Here is a 15,487-nt window from a genome sequence, read left to right on the forward strand (position 1 = left end):
AAAGGCAACCCCGTGACGCAATGCTGCATCAACCCGAGCATCCTCTCCGCCGACTTCGTCAACCTGGAGGCGGAACTGCAGCGCATCAGCACCGCTGACGCCGTGCACGTGGATGTCATGGACAACCACTTTGTCCCCAACCTGACCATCGGACTGCCCGTGGTGCAGCGCATCCAGGCTGTCAGCCCCATCCCCCTGGACGCGCACCTCATGATCACCGATGCCGACCGTTGGGCGCCGGGATTTGCCGACGCCGGCCTGGCGTCGGTCACCTTCCATGCCGAGGCCTCCATCGCCCCGGTGAAGCTGGCGCGCGAACTCCGCAGCAGGGGGTCGAAGGCGGGGATGGCGCTTCGGCCCGCAACCCCTGTGGACCCGTACCTGGACATGCTCACCGAACTGGACATGCTGCTCATCATGACCGTTGAACCCGGGTTCGGGGGACAGGCCTTCCTGGACCTCACCCTGCCAAAAATCCGGCGGGCAAGGGCAGCCATCGACGGGTCCGGAGCGGACGTGGCCATCCAGGTGGACGGCGGCATCACGGAGGAAACCATCGTCAGGGCAGCCGAAGCCGGCGCCACCGTTTTTGTTGCCGGCTCCGCTGTCTACGGCGCTGACGACCCCGCCGCTGCCATTGAACGGCTCCGCATGCAGGGCGGCCGTTCGTTACGTGCGGCGTCTGCGGAATAGGCGGGAGCCCGTGCCGGTTATGGCACAATAGCAACACACATACGTGCTCCGGGGTCGGTGTAAGTCCGAACCGGCGGTGACAGTCCGCGACCCGCGAGCCGGTGCCTTCCGCAAGGAAAGCCCGGCAGACGGTTGAACCGGTGAAATTCCGGTACCGACAGTTAAAGTCTGGATGAGAGAAGCACGTACAGCTGTACCTGTGGGGCCGTCCCGGTCCCGCAGCCTTCTGCTGTCGTATACCCCCGGAGCCATCGCGGTTCGAGAGGGAAGGAACGACACGGAATGGACCCCAAGCGATGGCTCTTAAATGCCGGACATCCCGCCGCTTCAGCGGGGGACGCAGCCGTGGCGATGGTCGCGGCATGACGGCGGCCACACAATCTCTTGGTGCCGGAGCGGGCACCGCCCTGCATCCGGGCCACCCGCTCCAGCCCGCCGACGGCGTCGTTACCGCCTTCAGCGCAGGCGAGACCAGGGCCATGGAGGCTGCGCTGCAAGCAGCCCTGCGGGGCCCGCGCGGGGCGAACCCCCTGGTGGGCGCCGTCGTCGTCGATCCTGAGGGCAACCACCTGATCACCGGGTTCCACCGCGGCGCCGGCACCGCGCATGCGGAGGCCGACGCCATCGCCCAGGCGGCAGCAGCGGGCGTGGATCTCTCAGGCTGCACCATGCTGGTGACGCTGGAGCCCTGCAACCACCTCGGGCGCACCGGGCCGTGCGCGCAGGCCATTATTGCCGCCGGAATAACGGACGTCGTTTACGCCGTGGACGATCCGCACGACCCTGCGGCAGGTGGAGCAGCAACGCTGCGGGCCGCCGGCGTCCGCGTCCGCAGCGGCCTGGGAGCCGCTGAATCCCTGGACCTGAACCGGCAGTGGTTTGAGGCGGTGACCGCGAAGCGGCCTTTCGTCACCCTCCACATCGCCCAGACGCTGGACAGCCGCATCGCTGCCCAGGACGGCACCAGCCAGTGGATATCCAGCCCGGAATCCCTCGCGGACAACCACGCCATCCGCGGGCGGATCGACGCCATCCTGGTGGGCACCCAGACCGTCCTGGTGGACAACCCCCGGCTCACCGCCCGCGACCCGCAGGGAACACCGGCGCCGAACCAGCCGGTCCGGGCTGTCATGGGCTTGCGGGACGTCCCAGGCGGGGCCGCCGTACGCGGAACTGACGGGCGGGTCACGCACCTGCGCACCCGCGACCCGCACGAGGCGTTGTCCCTGCTCTACGCGTCCGGGACCCGCCACCTCATGGTCGAGGGAGGCTCGCGCATCCTGAGCGCGTTCCTTGCCGCCGGACTCGTGGATGAGCTCATCGTGTACCTGGCGCCCACCCTGCTCGGCTCCGGCACACCGGCCCTGGACGGCCTCGGCATCACCACCCTCGCCGACGCCCAGCAGTGGGAATGGGACGAGTCCGACGGCGGTGCCGTGCGCAGGCTGGGCCGCGACCTGAGACTCCACCTGAGACCGAAACGAACCGTTGCCCTAGACCCCCAACCATCCCGCGCAACCGCGGAACAAGCCCAGGAAGGCCACTGATGTTTACCGGAATTATTGCCGAACAAGGGCACGTTCTGTCCGTCGAGCGGGACGGGGACGCCAGCGCCACCCTTCGGCTGCATGCGCCTGGCAGCACTGAAGGGCTCGCCCTGGGCGGCTCCGTGGCCGTGAACGGGGTCTGCCTGACGGCCACCTGGATCAACGGCGCGGACTTCAGCGTCGACGTGATGGGGGAGACTTTGGTCCGCAGCACCATCGGCGAACTGGCGCCGGGCGACTCCGTCAACCTTGAGCGCTGCGTCCCTGCGGGTGGCCGGCTGGACGGGCATGTGGTGCAGGGGCATGTTGACGGCGTCGGCGTGCTGCTGGAACGGGAAGCACTGGGCAACTGGGAGCGGCTCCGGTTCGGCGTGCCCGCCAACCTGGCCCGCTACATCGCGGAAAAGGGCTCGATCGCCATCGACGGCGTCTCCCTCACCGTCACCGCCGTCAGCGAGGCCGCCGAGCCCGAGGCCTGGTTCGAAGTGGGCCTGATCCCCACCACCCTGGCCGAAACCGGGCTGGGTTCCAAGACCACGGGCAGCCGGGTCAACCTCGAAGTGGACGTCCTGGCCAAGTACACGGAACGCCTCCTTGCGTTCAGGACTTCGGCGCCGGCAGCTGCTGACGGAGGTGCACTGTGAACGCCGTGCTCCGGCTCGAACCAGAGGCAGCGCCGGCAGGCGTCGTTCCTGCCCCCGATGCCCGCGGGCTCGACTCGATTGAAGTGGCAGTGCAGGCTATGGCCGCCGGCAGGCCGGTGCTCGTGGTGGACAACGAGGACCGCGAAAACGAGGGCGACATCATCTTCGCGGCACAGCATGCCACCCCCGCGCTGATGGGATGGACCATCCGCTACAGCTCGGGCGTCATCTGCGTTCCGCTGTCCGGCGAGCGGGCGGATGCCCTTGCGCTGCCTCCCATGGTGGCGGTCAACGAGGACGCCAAGGGAACCGCGTACACCGTTTCCTGCGACGCCGCGCTGGGTGTGAGCACAGGAATCTCCGCCACGGACCGGGCCCTTACCGCCAGGGTCCTGGCCGACCCCCACGCCGTGCCGGCGTCCCTGACCAGGCCCGGGCATATATTTCCGCTCCGTGCAGTTGACGGTGGTGTGCGGGAACGCCCCGGCCACACCGAGGCTGCGGTGGATCTGTGCCGCCTGGCCGGCCTCGAACCGGTGGGCGTGATAGCAGAAGTTGTGTACGACGACGGCGAGATGATGCGCCTGGACGGGCTCCGGACCTTCGCGGCAGAGCATGGCTGCCCCCTGATCTCCATAGAGGATCTGGCGGCCTACCTCGCAGCGGGGGAAGCCCAGCCCACGGAGAGCGCCCGCGAAGTTGCGGGCGGCAAGAAGGAGACACGATGACCTCTTCGACAGCCCGCGACAGCGGTTCGCCGAACGGCCACGGAAATTCCCGGGACGGTTTGGGGACTTCCCCGAAAAGTCACGGATCCTCCGCCAACGGTCAGGAGCGCAGCAGCAGCGGCGTTGCCCCGCACCCCGTGAGTGGCGGCCCGATAGTGCAGCTGCCCACGGCCTTCGGTGATTTCGTGGCGCAGGCCTGGACCGACCTGGTGACCGGCGTGGAGCACCTGGCCGTCAGTTCCCCCAACCCGCCCAAGGACGGCAAGGCCCCCCTCGTCCGGCTGCACTCGGAATGCCTCACCGGCGACATTTTTGGGTCCTACCGCTGCGATTGCGGGGAGCAGCTTGCCTTCGCCCTGGAAATGATCCAGCAAAACGGCGGCACCCTGCTCTACCTGCGGGGGCAGGAAGGCCGGGGCATCGGCCTGGCCAACAAGATCAAGGCCTACGCACTGCAGGAGGCCGGCTTTGACACGGTCGAGGCCAACGAGCAGCTGGGCCTTCCCGTGGACGCCCGCTCTTACAACGCCGCGGCCCAGGTCCTCGCGGAGATGGGACTCCATGAGGTGCGGCTCCTGAGCAACAACCCGGACAAGCAGAACAGGCTGGCACGGGCTGGTGTGAAGGTTGTGGAGATGGTTCCCACCGAAGTACCGTCCCGCGACGAGAACATCCGCTACCTGCGCACCAAGAAGGACCGCATGGAACACCGGCTGCTGCTGGACACCCATGTGGTGGCTGTTCCCGTCACCACCCCGGAAACCTTCGACCACGAACAAGATTGACCGGCTGAGGCCTGCCCTACGGCCCCGGCACTGACAACACACACCACCACTGAACGGAAGAGACTGACCCATGAGCGGACACGGCGCCCCCGATATCGACCTCAGCACCCTCAACCCCGCAGAAACGTCCCAGCTGCGGCTGGCGATTGTGGCGGCCAGCTGGCACACCCAGATCATGGACGGGCTCCTGGACGGAGCGCTCCGGGCAGCGAAGGACGCCGGCATCGCCGAGCCCACCGTCCTGCGCGTACCGGGAAGCTTTGAGCTGCCGGTTGCCGCCGCCCGGCTCGCACCGCACTTCGACGCCGTCGTGGCCCTCGGCGTCGTCATCCGCGGCGGAACCCCGCACTTTGACTACGTGTGCCAGGCAGCGACGTCGGGACTCACCGACGTCAGCGTGCGCACCGGCGTCCCGGTGGGCTTCGGCGTCCTGACCTGCGACACCGAACAGCAGGGCCTGGACCGTGCCGGCCTTCCCGGCTCCAAGGAAGACAAAGGCCACGAGGCCGTCACCGCGGCGCTGACCACCGCCGTCGTGCTCAAGCAGTACGGCAAGTAACGGAGCCCGCAGGACGGGCGCGCGTGTGTATTCGCTCACATCGCGCCCGTCATGCAACGGCCCGGGAAGCGCCCTGTGGGCTGCAGCAAGTAGGCTGGAGGGCGTGAAGAATTTCGAGACGCTGTTCGCTGAGCTCAGCGAGAAGGCAGCCACCCGCCCGGAAGGCTCCCGCACCGTCGCTGAATTGGACTCCGGTGTCCACGGCATCGGCAAGAAAGTCGTTGAGGAAGCAGCCGAAGTATGGATGGCTGCCGAATATGAATCCGATGAAGCCGCGGCAGAGGAAATCTCCCAGCTGCTGTACCACCTGCAGGTTCTGATGCTCGCCAAAGGCCTGACCCTGGAAGACGTCTACAAGCATCTGTAGCCACCGGTCCGGCGCGCTCCACGCCGCCGGTGCCCGCCGTGGCCTGCATTGCCTGAACACCTAGACCTCCCCACACCAGAAAGACCCCCAATGCTGCGAGTAGCCGTCCCCAACAAGGGCTCCCTGTCCGAAGCCGCCTCTGCCATGCTCTCCGAGGCGGGCTACCGCCAGCGGCGGGACACCCGTGAACTCGTCATGGTGGACCCGGACAACGACATCGAGTTCTTCTTCCTCCGCCCGCGGGACATCGCGGTGTACGTCGGCCAGGGAACGCTCGACGTCGGCATCACCGGACGCGACCTTCTCCTGGATGCCGAAGTGGAGGCGGAAGAGCTCCTTCCGCTGGGCTTCGCGGCGTCCACATTCCGTTTTGCAGGTCCCGTCGGGGACTTCGCCAAGGTGGAGCAGCTTGAGGGCAAGCGGCTGGCCACCAGCTACGACGGCCTGCTCCGCGGCTACCTCGCCGGGAAGGGCATCAACGCCAAGGTAGTCCGCCTTGACGGCGCCGTTGAATCATCGGTCAGGCTGGGCGTGGCAGACGCCATCGCCGACGTCGTCGAAACCGGCAACACCCTCAAAGCCGCCGGAATGGAGATCTTCGGCGATCCCATCCTGAAGTCCGAGGCCGTGCTGATCCGCCGCACCGGCGAAGGCGGCGCCGCGAACGGCACCGCCAAGGAGATCGAGGTCCTGATCCGCCGCCTCCAGGGCGTCCTGGTGGCGCGCCAGTATGTACTGATGGACTACGACATCCGCAAGGAACTGGTGGAAAGCGCCGCTGCGCTGACCCCCGGCCTGGAATCGCCCACCGTCTCCCCGCTGCGGGATTCCGACTGGGTGGCCGTCCGCTCCATGGTCCCGAAGAAGGAAACCAACCGGATCATGGACGAGCTGTACGACCTCGGCGCACGCGCCATCCTGGTCAGCAGCATCCACGCCTGCCGCATCTGAGCCGGCCCCCGCAGTACCGACCCGCGCTCTAACAACCCAGCGCAGCAAAAAGACAGAATTTCCAGGAGCTCCCATGGCAGTAGCAGTACGCGTCATTCCCTGCCTCGACGTGGACGCCGGGCGCGTCGTCAAAGGCGTTAACTTCGAAGGCCTGCGGGACGCCGGCGATCCCGTGGAGCTGGCGCACCGCTACGACAACGCCGGCGCGGACGAGCTGACCTTCCTGGACGTCACGGCGTCCTCGGGCAACCGGGAAACAACGTTCGACGTCGTCCGCCGCACCGCGGAGGAAGTCTTCATCCCGCTCACGGTGGGCGGCGGCGTCCGCGGTGTTGCCGAGGTGGACAAGCTGCTGCGCTACGGAGCGGACAAGGCGTCCATCAACACCGCCGCCGTTGCCCGGCCCGATGTCATTGACGAAATCACCCGGCACTTCGGCTCGCAGGTGCTTGTCCTGTCCCTCGATGCCCGCCGCACCCGCCCCGGGTCCCAGCCCACGCCGTCGGGATTCGAAGTGACCACCCACGGCGGGCGGACCGGCACCGGGATCGACGCCATTGCATGGGCCAGGGAAGCCGCGGACCGCGGCGTAGGGGAGATCCTGCTCAACTCCATTGACGCTGACGGCACCAAGGACGGCTTCGACCTGGAGCTCATCAGGCTGGTCCGGGCTGCGGTCAAGGTGCCCATCATCGCGTCCGGCGGAGCAGGGGAGCCTGCCCACTTCCCGCCGGCCGTGGCCGCCGGTGCAGACGCCGTGCTGGCAGCATCGATCTTCCACTGGGGACCGGACAACATGATGTCCCAAGTCAAGGACGCTATCCGGAACGCAGGCTTCGAAGTCCGCTCCCCGCCCGTTCACTAATCTCGCTTCGCTTCGCCCAGGGAACCCTGCGGGCGTGGGCCAGCGCTTTTAGAGGCCGACTTCGGCTGACTGGAGGAGGGCGACGGCGTCGGGCTGGCCTTCGAAGGTCACCAGCGCGTGGCGGGTGCGGCCGTGGGCGTGCATCAGCAGCTCGCCCGGCTCGCCCACGATGGCCACCGAAACAGGTGCGCGCTTGGCAACGTGGCGGGGCCCGGACGGCCGGACCAGGACGATTCCCAGGTCAACGCCGCGGTAAAGGATCGCGGCGCGCTTGACGAGTTCGTCCCAGAGCGCCTCCGAGTACGCCTCGTCGAGTGCCCGCGGCGCCCACCGGTCAACGGCGCGGCGGATATCCTCCGTGTGCACGAAGTATTCGATGAGGTTGGAGCTCTCGTCGAGGGCCTTGATGTTCATAGGGGACAGCGCAGGCGGTCCTGCCCGGAACGTGTTGACCAGCTTTGCGTACGCTTCGGCGGTGGTCAGTTTCGCGGCGAGCCTGGCAGTGGCCTGGTCCGAGGCTTTGGCCAGCCGTTTGATAATCAGGCCCAGCCCTACGGCTGCTTTGCGTTCGCGCAGGTACAGGTGCGCGGCAAGGTCCCTGGTGCGCCAGCCCTTGCACAGCGTGGGCGCATCAGGACCGGCCGCAAGCAGGGTCTCGGCCAGGACTTCTCGGGACGGTTCGACGAAATGCATCACTTGTGAAACTAGCATGACCGGCGCGGAGTTGGGCAGCGCGGCCGCCCCTGCTGGCGTGCCGTTGTTCACACACGTTAGGGGCCGCGGCGCAGGCACTAGACTTGACCTGATGTCTGAGTACCCCGCCCCCGTCCCGAACCCCGGCTCCGCCGTGCCTGTGGCTGCCACGCCCGGCCCGGCCGCCGCATCATCCCCAAGCCCGCTCCCGGGGGAACTGGCCGCCGCGCTCAAGCGTGACAGTGCCGGCCTGGTGGCCGCGGTGGTGCAGCAATACGACACCAACGAGGTCCTGATGCTGGGCTGGATGGACGACGAAGCCCTGCACCGCACCATGACCACCGGGCGGGTCACCTTCTACTCGCGTTCCCGCCAGGAGTACTGGCGCAAGGGGGACACCTCCGGGCACGTGCAGTGGGTCAAGTCCGTGGCGATGGACTGCGACGGCGATGCGCTGCTGGTGCGGGTGGACCAGGTGGGCGCAGCGTGCCACACCGGCACCCGCACCTGCTTCGACGGCCGGGACCTGGCTGTCACCACCGGCCAGGCGGGCTGAACATCTTCAGGAACCGCAGCTAGTTGCGGTCACGCGGGGGAGGGCCGGCCACCCCCCGCAAGCACACCCACAGGCGCCGGCGCAGACGGCCCAACGAGAACAGGCGGAACAGCATAGCCATGCAGGACCTTGGAATCATCAGCCCGGGCCTCGAGGAATTCCGGGAGCTGGCCGGGCACAGCCGCGTCATCCCCGTCCGGCTTAAGGTGCTCGCGGACGCCGAGACCCCCATCGGCCTGTACCGGAAGCTCGCCAACGGCCAGCCCGGCACCTTCCTGATGGAATCCGCGGCAGTAGGCGGGGCCTGGTCCCGCTACTCGTTCATCGGCGCGAGGTCCAGGGCCACCCTGACCACCAAGGACGGTAACGCACACTGGCTGGGCCAGCCTCCCGCCGGCGTCCCCGTGGACGGCAGCCCCGTGGACGCCATCCGCGACACCATTGAAGCCCTCCGCACCGACAGGTTCGACGGATTGCCGCCTTTTACCTCCGGACTGGTGGGATTCCTGGGCTGGGAAACGGTCCGGCACTGGGAACGCCTGGTCAGCCCGCCCGAGGACGACCTGCAGCTTCCGGAAATGGCGTTGAACCTGGTTACGGACATGGCGGTCCACGACAATGTGGACGGCACCGTGCTGCTTATCGCCAACGCCATCAACTTCGATGACAGCTCCGAGCGGGTGGATGAGGCCTGGCACGACGCCGTGGCCCGGGTCAAGGCGCTGCTCGCCAAGGTCAGCACCCCCGTGGCGCAGCCCGTCTCGGTCCTGGCTCCCGTGGCACTGGACTTTGCCTCCAGCGTCCAGGAACGCTGGGACGAGGCCGAGTACCTGGCTGCCCTGGACCGCGGCAAGGAGGCCATCGTGGACGGCGAGGTGTTCCAGGTGGTCATCTCCCGCCGCTTCGAAATGGAGTGCCAGGCATCGGCCCTGGACGTCTACCGGGTCCTGCGGAACACCAACCCCAGCCCCTACATGTACATCTTCAGCCTCGAGGACGCTGACGGCCGGGAGTACTCCATTGTTGGCTCCTCGCCCGAGGCGCTGGTGACGGTGACCGGTGAGGAAGTCATCACCCACCCCATTGCCGGGTCCCGGCCTCGGGGCCGGACGGTGGAGGCGGACAAGGCACTCGCCGAGGAACTCCTGGCGGACCAGAAGGAACGCGCTGAACACCTGATGCTGGTGGACCTCTCACGGAACGACCTGTCCAAGGTCTGCGTGGCGGGGACGGTGGACGTTACCCAGTTCATGGAGGTGGAGCGCTTCAGCCACATCATGCACTTGGTCTCCACCGTTGTGGGACAGCTGTCGCCCCAGGCCAAGGCCTACGACGTGCTGAAGGCAACCTTCCCGGCCGGCACGCTGTCCGGCGCCCCCAAACCACGTGCGCTGCGGCTCCTGGATGAACTCGAACCGCACCGCCGGGGCATCTACGGCGGAGTGGTGGGCTACCTGGATTTCGCCGGCGACATGGACATGGCCATCGCCATCCGCTCCGCGCTGATCCGGGACGGGCGCGCCTACGTCCAGGCCGGGGGCGGCATCGTGGCTGATTCGGTCAACGACACCGAGGCCCTGGAAACCGTCAACAAGGCCGCGGCGCCCCTCCGCGCCGTCCACACCGCGGGCACCTTGCAGAACATCTCCGCGGACTCGCTTCCCGGCGGGTCGGACTCCTGATGCCCCGTCCGGAAGGCTCACAGGAACCCTCATCAGCACGGGAACCCGTATCGGGACAGGCAGGCGCAGGGCAGGCGGCAGCTGCGGCCAAGGGTCCCGCGGCGCCGGCCTGGGCCCGTAAGTCCACGCTGGTACTGCTCATTGCCGTGCTGGCGCTGGCGGTTTTCGGCACCACCACCCAGACCTGGATCAGTGTGACCCTCGACCCGAACCAGCTTGGCCAGGGCGGCGCCGCGCAGGAACCGCTCCCGGTGCAGGGCACCAAGGCGGCCACCGCCGTCACGGCCCTGGCTCTGGTGGCCCTCGCCGGGGGCCTGGCAGCCGCCATTGCCGGCCGGATTGCCCGGTGGATCATCACCGCCATCATCGTCCTGGCCGCCGCCGGAATTGTCGCAGCAGCCGCGACGGTCCTCGCCAGCCCACTGGCGGCCGCCCAGGGATCCATAGCGGAAGCGACCGGCGTCACCGGAAGCCAGGCCCAGGTGGCTGTCACAGCATTCCCGGTCCTCGCCGTCGTGGCCGGATGCCTGCTGGCACTGGCTGCCCTTGTGATCGTCCCCGCCGGACGGCACTGGAAAGCCCGGACGAAATATGACGCACCGGCCGCGGGCAGCCCCGCGGCCGCGGGTCCCGTCGACGAGATCGACAGCTGGGACCGGCTCTCCCGCGGCGACGATCCCACCTGACGCGCCCCGCTCGGACACCGGGCACCGGCAGCGCGCCGCCCGATAAACGGTTGCGGGCCAAAAAATGGCAGAATGTAAGCAGTATTCACCCTGAGGAGATTTCCATGAGCAAAGCACCTGCGTCCGTTTCCAAGTCCGGCACCCGCACGGTAGCCCCGGGCGTCATCGACCACAGCCAGGAACTTGGCCACGGCAACAGCCCCGCAGCCTGGACCTGCGTCATCGTGATGCTGGTCGGCGCCCTGATCATGTCAATCGCGTTCGTCATTGCCAACACCCCCATCTTCATTGCCGGCGGCGGCGTCATGGTGCTCGGCCTGATCCTGGGCTACATCATGCGCAAGGCAGGCTACGGCGTTGAAGGCAGCAAGCTGAAGAACTCCGGCCACTGATGTCCACTGTTCTCGATGACATCAACGCCGGTGTCAGGGAGGATATGGAGGCCCGGAAACAGCTTGTTTCACTGGCTGAACTGAAGGACCTGGCGCAGGCCGCGGCACCTGCCCGCGACGCCTGGGCAGCGCTCGGCGGCCCTTCGCCCTCCCGGGCTGAGCTCAAAGTCATCGCGGAAATCAAACGCCGCAGCCCCTCCAAGGGGGACCTCGCCGCTATCGGGGACCCCGCGTCCCTCGCCAGGCAGTATGCCGACGGCGGTGCCTCCGTCATCAGTGTCCTCACCGAGCAGCGCCGCTTCAGCGGGTCCCTCGCGGACCTCGACGCCGTGCGGGCCGCCGTCGACGTTCCGCTCCTGCGGAAGGACTTCACGCTTGACGAGTACCAGATCTGGGAAGCCCGCGCCCACGGCGCGGACCTGATCCTCCTCATCGTTGCCGCGCTCTCCGACGCCCAGCTCGCCGAGTTCAGCGCCCTCAGCCGCGAACTTGGCATGAACGTGCTGGTGGAAACGCACACCGAAGAGGAAATCGAGCGGGCCGTTGCCGCGCAGGCGCGCATCATCGGCGTCAACGTACGGAACCTGAAGACGCTCGACGTCGACCGTTCCGTTTTCGCCTCGCTGGCAGGGCAGATCCCGGCCGGGGCAGTGGTGGTTGCCGAGTCCGGCGTACGGGACGCCGACGACGTCACGCACTACGCCGCCAGCGGCGCCAACGCCGTCCTCGTCGGCGAGGCCCTGGTGAGCCACTCGACACCGCAGGAGCGGATCGCCGAGTTCAAGGCGGCAGGCGCCGCCGCCATTGCCGCCCGCGGCTGACGCACACAAAGGTGCAGGAGCAGAAGGCGGGGCTGTGCCCCGTCGGCCGGTCCTGCACGGCCGGCCCGCAGGAACCACACTTTGAGAAACATCCAACTGGAAGAGGACGGGACTGATGGCTGAAGCACCCTCCGGCAACGCCGACAACGATACTGACAACAATGCCGCCGAAGCATTCCTGCAGGGAGAGTCCCTCAAGCACGCCCCGGGACCGTATTTCGGAAGCTACGGCGGACGGTGGATGCCGGAATCCCTGATCGCCGCGCTGGACGAACTCGAGGAAACCTTCAACAAGGCCAAGGAAGATCCCGAATTCCGGGCCCAGATCGCCGACCTGAACAAGAACTACTCCGGCCGGCCGTCGCTCCTGACCGAAGCCAAGCGCTTCTCCCAGCATGCCGGGGGCGTGCGCATCTTCCTCAAGCGCGAGGACCTCAACCACACCGGATCGCACAAGATCAACAACGTCCTCGGCCAGGCGCTGCTCGCCAAGAGGATGGGCAAGACCCGCGTCATCGCCGAGACCGGCGCAGGCCAGCACGGCGTGGCCAGCGCCACCGCCGCTGCCCTCATGGGGCTCGAATGCGTGGTGTACATGGGTGCCGAGGACTGCCGCCGCCAGGCGCTGAACGTTGCCCGCATGGAACTCCTTGGCGCCACCGTGATCCCCGTGACCAGCGGATCGCAGACCCTCAAGGACGCCATCAACGACGCCCTGCGCGACTGGGTGGCCAACGTGGACAACACCCACTACCTCCTGGGCACCGCAGCCGGGGCCCACCCGTTCCCGGCCATGGTCCGGTACTTCCACGAAGTCATCGGCGAGGAAGCCCGCGCCCAGATCCTCGAGCAGGAAGGCCGGCTCCCCGACGCTGTCTGCGCGTGCATCGGCGGCGGCTCCAACGCCATCGGCATCTTCCACGGCTTCCTGGACGATCCGTCCGTGAAGATCTACGGCTTCGAAGCCGGCGGTGACGGCGTGGACACCGGACGCCACGCGGCTACCATCACGCTGGGCAAGCCCGGCGTGCTGCACGGTGCCCGTTCTTACCTCATGCAGGACGACGACGGACAGACCATCGAGTCGCACTCGATTTCCGCAGGCCTCGACTACCCCGGTGTGGGCCCCGAGCACTCCTACCTGGCGGACATCGGACGGGTGAGCTACGAGCCCATCACGGACAGCGAGGCCATGGAGTCCTTCCGGCTGCTGTGCCGCACGGAAGGCATCATTCCCGCCATCGAGTCCTCCCATGCCCTGGCGGGGGCCATCAAGGTGGGCCAGCGCCTCGCCGCCGAAGCCGCGGCCAGCGGCGGGACGGCGCAGGACAAGATCGTCATTGTGAACCTTTCGGGCCGCGGGGACAAGGATGTGGCCACCGCAGCCGAATGGTTCAACCTGTTGGACAAGGATTCCGCCGAGTCGGAAATCGGCAAAGAGGGGGAACAGCTGTGACCACTGCACAGACCGCCAGCAAGTCAGCGGCCGCCATTGACAAGGCCCGTGCCGAGGGCCGCGCAGCCCTTATCGGCTACCTTCCCGCCGGTTACCCCAGCGTCGAGGAGACCATCGCCGCCGGCATCGCCCTGGCTGAGAACGGTGCCGACCTCATCGAGATCGGCATTCCCTACTCCGACCCCGTGATGGACGGCCAGGTCATCCAGGCCGCCACCACCGAGGCGCTGGCCAAGGGTTTCTCCGTCAGCCAGGTGTTCGACGTCGTGCAGGGCATCACCAGCAGGACCGATGCCGCCGTCCTGGTCATGACCTACTGGAACCCTGTGGTCCGGATGGGCGTGGACGAGTTTTCCCGCCGCCTGGCCGAGGCCGGGGGAGCAGGGCTCATCACCCCTGACCTCATTCCGGATGAGGCTGCCGAATGGATGGACGCCTCCGACAAGTACGGCCTGGACCGCGTGTTTCTGGTTGCACCGTCCTCCACCACCGAGCGCATGCAGCGGACGGTGGACGCCAGCCGGGGCTTCGTCTACGCGGTGTCCATCATGGGCGTCACCGGCGCCCGGACCTCCGTCAGCACCGCGGCCAAGGACGTGGTGGCCGCCGCACACGCCGCCGGCGCCGAGCGGGTGTGCGTTGGCCTCGGCGTCTCCAACGCCGGACAGGTCCGCGAGATCGCCGCCTACGCCGAAGGGGTCATCGTGGGCACCGCCCTGGTGGCAGCAATCCGCGACGGCGGTGTGGACGCCGTCGCTGCCCTCACCAAGGACCTCAGCGCCGGACTGAGCCGCACCGGACTGACAGAGGAAGAAGCCTAAACCCATGCAGACCCTCCTTCAGGCAGCCGCCCTGGTGCCGGCCAGTATTCCGAGCCCGGACTGGTCCGGGTTCGATATTCCCCTTCCCTGGGGAACGCTGCGCATCCACGCCTACGCACTGTGCATCCTGGCGGGCATCGTGGCGGGCCTCTGGCTGACCTCCGTCCGCTGGGCACGCCGGGGCGCACCTGAAGGCAGCGTCTGGGACATCGTGGTCTGGGCCATCCCCTTCGGCATCATCGGCGGCCGCCTCTACCACGTGGTGTCCTCACCCGACGCCTACTTCGGCCCCGGATTCGACGGCACCGGCGACCTGTCCCTCATCCCGCAGATCCAGCGCGGCGGACTCGGCATCTGGGGCGCCGTTGTGCTGGGTGTCGTGGGTGCCTGGATCGGCTGCCGGCGCAGCGGCGTCAAGCTCAGCGCCTTCCTGGACGCCGCCGCCCCCGGACTGCTGCTGGCCCAGGCCATCGGCCGCTGGGGCAACTACTTCAACCAGGAACTCTTCGGCGGCCCCACCACCCTGCCGTGGGCCCTGCAGATCGACGCCGACAACCCCAACTTTCCGGGCGGAACTCCGGCGGACACGCTGTTCCACCCCACGTTCCTGTACGAATCGCTGTGGAACCTGGCCGGCGTCGTCCTCCTGCTCGCACTGGACCGGAAGTTCAACTTTCGCCGCAGCAGGCTCTTCTGGCTCTACGCCATGTACTACACACTGGGCCGGGTCTGGATCGAGGCGATGCGGATAGATGACGCCGAGCAGATCGAACTGTTCGGCATCACCACCCGCCTGAACGTCTGGACCAGCATCTTCGTTTTCCTGGCAGCCCTGGCGGCCTTCATCCTGCTGGGAAGGAAAAAGCGCACCGGGCGGGACACCGTGTACTTGCCGGGCCGTGAGCCGGAGAAGTCTGACGGTCCGAAGGCCGCAGCAGCGGCCGGCGACGAGGTCCGTGATCCGGACACTGTTGTCTCAGATAGTGAATCGCGTGATAATCTCCCTGATAACCAAAACGGTTCCCGGCGTGCTTCCGTGCCAACGGAAGAGGCCGCGGCTGCACCGGCGGGCCCAACGCCCGGACCGGATGCAACGGCCGCCGGAAAGTCCGGCAGCACTGCCACAGGAACCGCGCCGGAAGCCGGCGCTACCAAGTAGCGCGCGGGCCAGGCAGGGCAGCAGAGCCACCGCTCGAAGCGCCCAATCACCACAGCGTCGTGGCAGCGGGGCCACCCTGGAC

The 15,487-nt window shown here is 67.7% G+C and carries 18 protein-coding genes and 1 riboswitch; of the genes, 17 read left to right on the forward strand and 1 reads right to left on the reverse strand.

Annotated features, from left to right (window positions below; all coding sequences use genetic code 11):
* Positions 1-12: 12 nt before the first annotated feature.
* The 9 genes from rpe to hisF all read left to right on the forward strand — a co-directional run bounded on the left by rpe (position 13) and on the right by hisF (position 7,139).
* On the forward strand, positions 13-693 hold the full coding sequence (rpe, locus tag AC4BCK_RS08485; RefSeq protein ID WP_490566903.1) for a ribulose-phosphate 3-epimerase: 681 nt from the start codon (positions 13-15) through the stop codon (positions 691-693).
* A 39-nt stretch (positions 694-732) separates the two neighbouring features.
* Positions 733-882: riboswitch (FMN riboswitch) on the forward strand.
* Positions 883-1,172: 290 nt separating this feature from the next.
* Positions 1,173-2,240 carry a bifunctional diaminohydroxyphosphoribosylaminopyrimidine deaminase/5-amino-6-(5-phosphoribosylamino)uracil reductase RibD gene (ribD, locus tag AC4BCK_RS08490; RefSeq protein ID WP_364273868.1) on the forward strand — a complete coding sequence of 356 codons (1,068 nt, stop codon included), beginning with the start codon at positions 1,173-1,175 and terminating at the stop codon, positions 2,238-2,240.
* On the forward strand, positions 2,240-2,884 hold the full coding sequence (locus AC4BCK_RS08495) for a riboflavin synthase (protein ID WP_400592294.1): 645 nt from the start codon (positions 2,240-2,242) through the stop codon (positions 2,882-2,884). Before ribD ends, AC4BCK_RS08495 begins: the two co-directional genes overlap by 1 nt.
* On the forward strand, positions 2,881-3,612 hold the full coding sequence (ribB, locus tag AC4BCK_RS08500) for a 3,4-dihydroxy-2-butanone-4-phosphate synthase (RefSeq protein ID WP_366284929.1): 732 nt from the start codon (positions 2,881-2,883) through the stop codon (positions 3,610-3,612). Before AC4BCK_RS08495 ends, ribB begins: the two co-directional genes overlap by 4 nt.
* The gene (gene ribA, locus AC4BCK_RS08505; protein WP_366284926.1) at positions 3,609-4,397 is read left to right on the forward strand and encodes a GTP cyclohydrolase II; all 789 of its coding nucleotides are present in this window, start codon (positions 3,609-3,611) and stop codon (positions 4,395-4,397) included. Before ribB ends, ribA begins: the two co-directional genes overlap by 4 nt.
* Before the next feature lie 70 nt (positions 4,398-4,467).
* Positions 4,468-4,956: a 6,7-dimethyl-8-ribityllumazine synthase gene (gene ribH, locus AC4BCK_RS08510; RefSeq protein WP_363955242.1), complete on the forward strand. Its 489-nt coding sequence runs from the start codon at positions 4,468-4,470 to the stop codon at positions 4,954-4,956.
* Positions 4,957-5,059: 103 nt separating this feature from the next.
* Positions 5,060-5,323 (forward strand): phosphoribosyl-ATP diphosphatase, encoded by a 264-nt coding sequence (locus AC4BCK_RS08515; RefSeq protein WP_015936881.1) that lies wholly within the window; start codon positions 5,060-5,062, stop codon positions 5,321-5,323.
* A gap of 90 nt (positions 5,324-5,413) precedes the next feature.
* Entirely contained in the window at positions 5,414-6,274 is an 861-nt protein-coding gene (hisG, locus tag AC4BCK_RS08520; protein WP_174179254.1) for an ATP phosphoribosyltransferase, read from the forward strand.
* A gap of 73 nt (positions 6,275-6,347) precedes the next feature.
* Positions 6,348-7,139, forward strand: a complete 792-nt coding sequence (gene hisF / locus AC4BCK_RS08525; RefSeq protein WP_364273769.1) for an imidazole glycerol phosphate synthase subunit HisF — start codon at positions 6,348-6,350, stop codon at positions 7,137-7,139.
* Between the two features lie 48 nt (positions 7,140-7,187).
* On the opposite strand, the gene AC4BCK_RS08530 is transcribed toward hisF, so the two are convergent.
* Positions 7,188-7,832: a TIGR03085 family metal-binding protein gene (locus tag AC4BCK_RS08530; protein ID WP_066280589.1), complete on the reverse strand. Its 645-nt coding sequence runs from the start codon at positions 7,830-7,832 to the stop codon at positions 7,188-7,190.
* 112 nt (positions 7,833-7,944) lie between these two features.
* Here AC4BCK_RS08530 and hisI point away from each other — a divergent pair, with 112 nt between their 5' ends.
* The 8 genes from hisI (at position 7,945) to lgt (ending at position 15,405) form a co-directional block, all read left to right on the forward strand.
* Entirely contained in the window at positions 7,945-8,388 is a 444-nt protein-coding gene (gene hisI / locus AC4BCK_RS08535) for a phosphoribosyl-AMP cyclohydrolase (protein WP_188729999.1), read from the forward strand.
* Between the two features lie 119 nt (positions 8,389-8,507).
* Positions 8,508-10,070, forward strand: a complete 1,563-nt coding sequence (locus AC4BCK_RS08540; protein ID WP_363955253.1) for an anthranilate synthase component I — start codon at positions 8,508-8,510, stop codon at positions 10,068-10,070.
* Positions 10,070-10,756 carry a Trp biosynthesis-associated membrane protein gene (locus AC4BCK_RS08545; protein ID WP_363955256.1) on the forward strand — a complete coding sequence of 229 codons (687 nt, stop codon included), beginning with the start codon at positions 10,070-10,072 and terminating at the stop codon, positions 10,754-10,756. Before AC4BCK_RS08540 ends, AC4BCK_RS08545 begins: the two co-directional genes overlap by 1 nt.
* A gap of 104 nt (positions 10,757-10,860) precedes the next feature.
* Positions 10,861-11,148, forward strand: coding sequence for an HGxxPAAW family protein (locus AC4BCK_RS08550; protein ID WP_104187722.1), 288 nt, complete (start codon positions 10,861-10,863; stop codon positions 11,146-11,148).
* Entirely contained in the window at positions 11,148-11,969 is an 822-nt protein-coding gene (trpC, locus tag AC4BCK_RS08555) for an indole-3-glycerol phosphate synthase TrpC (protein ID WP_174179244.1), read from the forward strand. The genes AC4BCK_RS08550 and trpC overlap by 1 nt, the downstream gene beginning before the upstream one ends.
* A gap of 115 nt (positions 11,970-12,084) precedes the next feature.
* Positions 12,085-13,425 (forward strand): tryptophan synthase subunit beta, encoded by a 1,341-nt coding sequence (trpB, locus tag AC4BCK_RS08560; protein WP_363955259.1) that lies wholly within the window; start codon positions 12,085-12,087, stop codon positions 13,423-13,425.
* Positions 13,422-14,246: a tryptophan synthase subunit alpha gene (trpA, locus tag AC4BCK_RS08565; RefSeq protein WP_490566832.1), complete on the forward strand. Its 825-nt coding sequence runs from the start codon at positions 13,422-13,424 to the stop codon at positions 14,244-14,246. The genes trpB and trpA overlap by 4 nt, the downstream gene beginning before the upstream one ends.
* Before the next feature lie 4 nt (positions 14,247-14,250).
* Positions 14,251-15,405 carry a prolipoprotein diacylglyceryl transferase gene (gene lgt, locus AC4BCK_RS08570; RefSeq protein WP_490566833.1) on the forward strand — a complete coding sequence of 385 codons (1,155 nt, stop codon included), beginning with the start codon at positions 14,251-14,253 and terminating at the stop codon, positions 15,403-15,405.
* The last annotated feature ends 82 nt before the right edge of the window (positions 15,406-15,487 follow it).

Source organism: Pseudarthrobacter sp. As-47 (assembly GCF_058215595.1).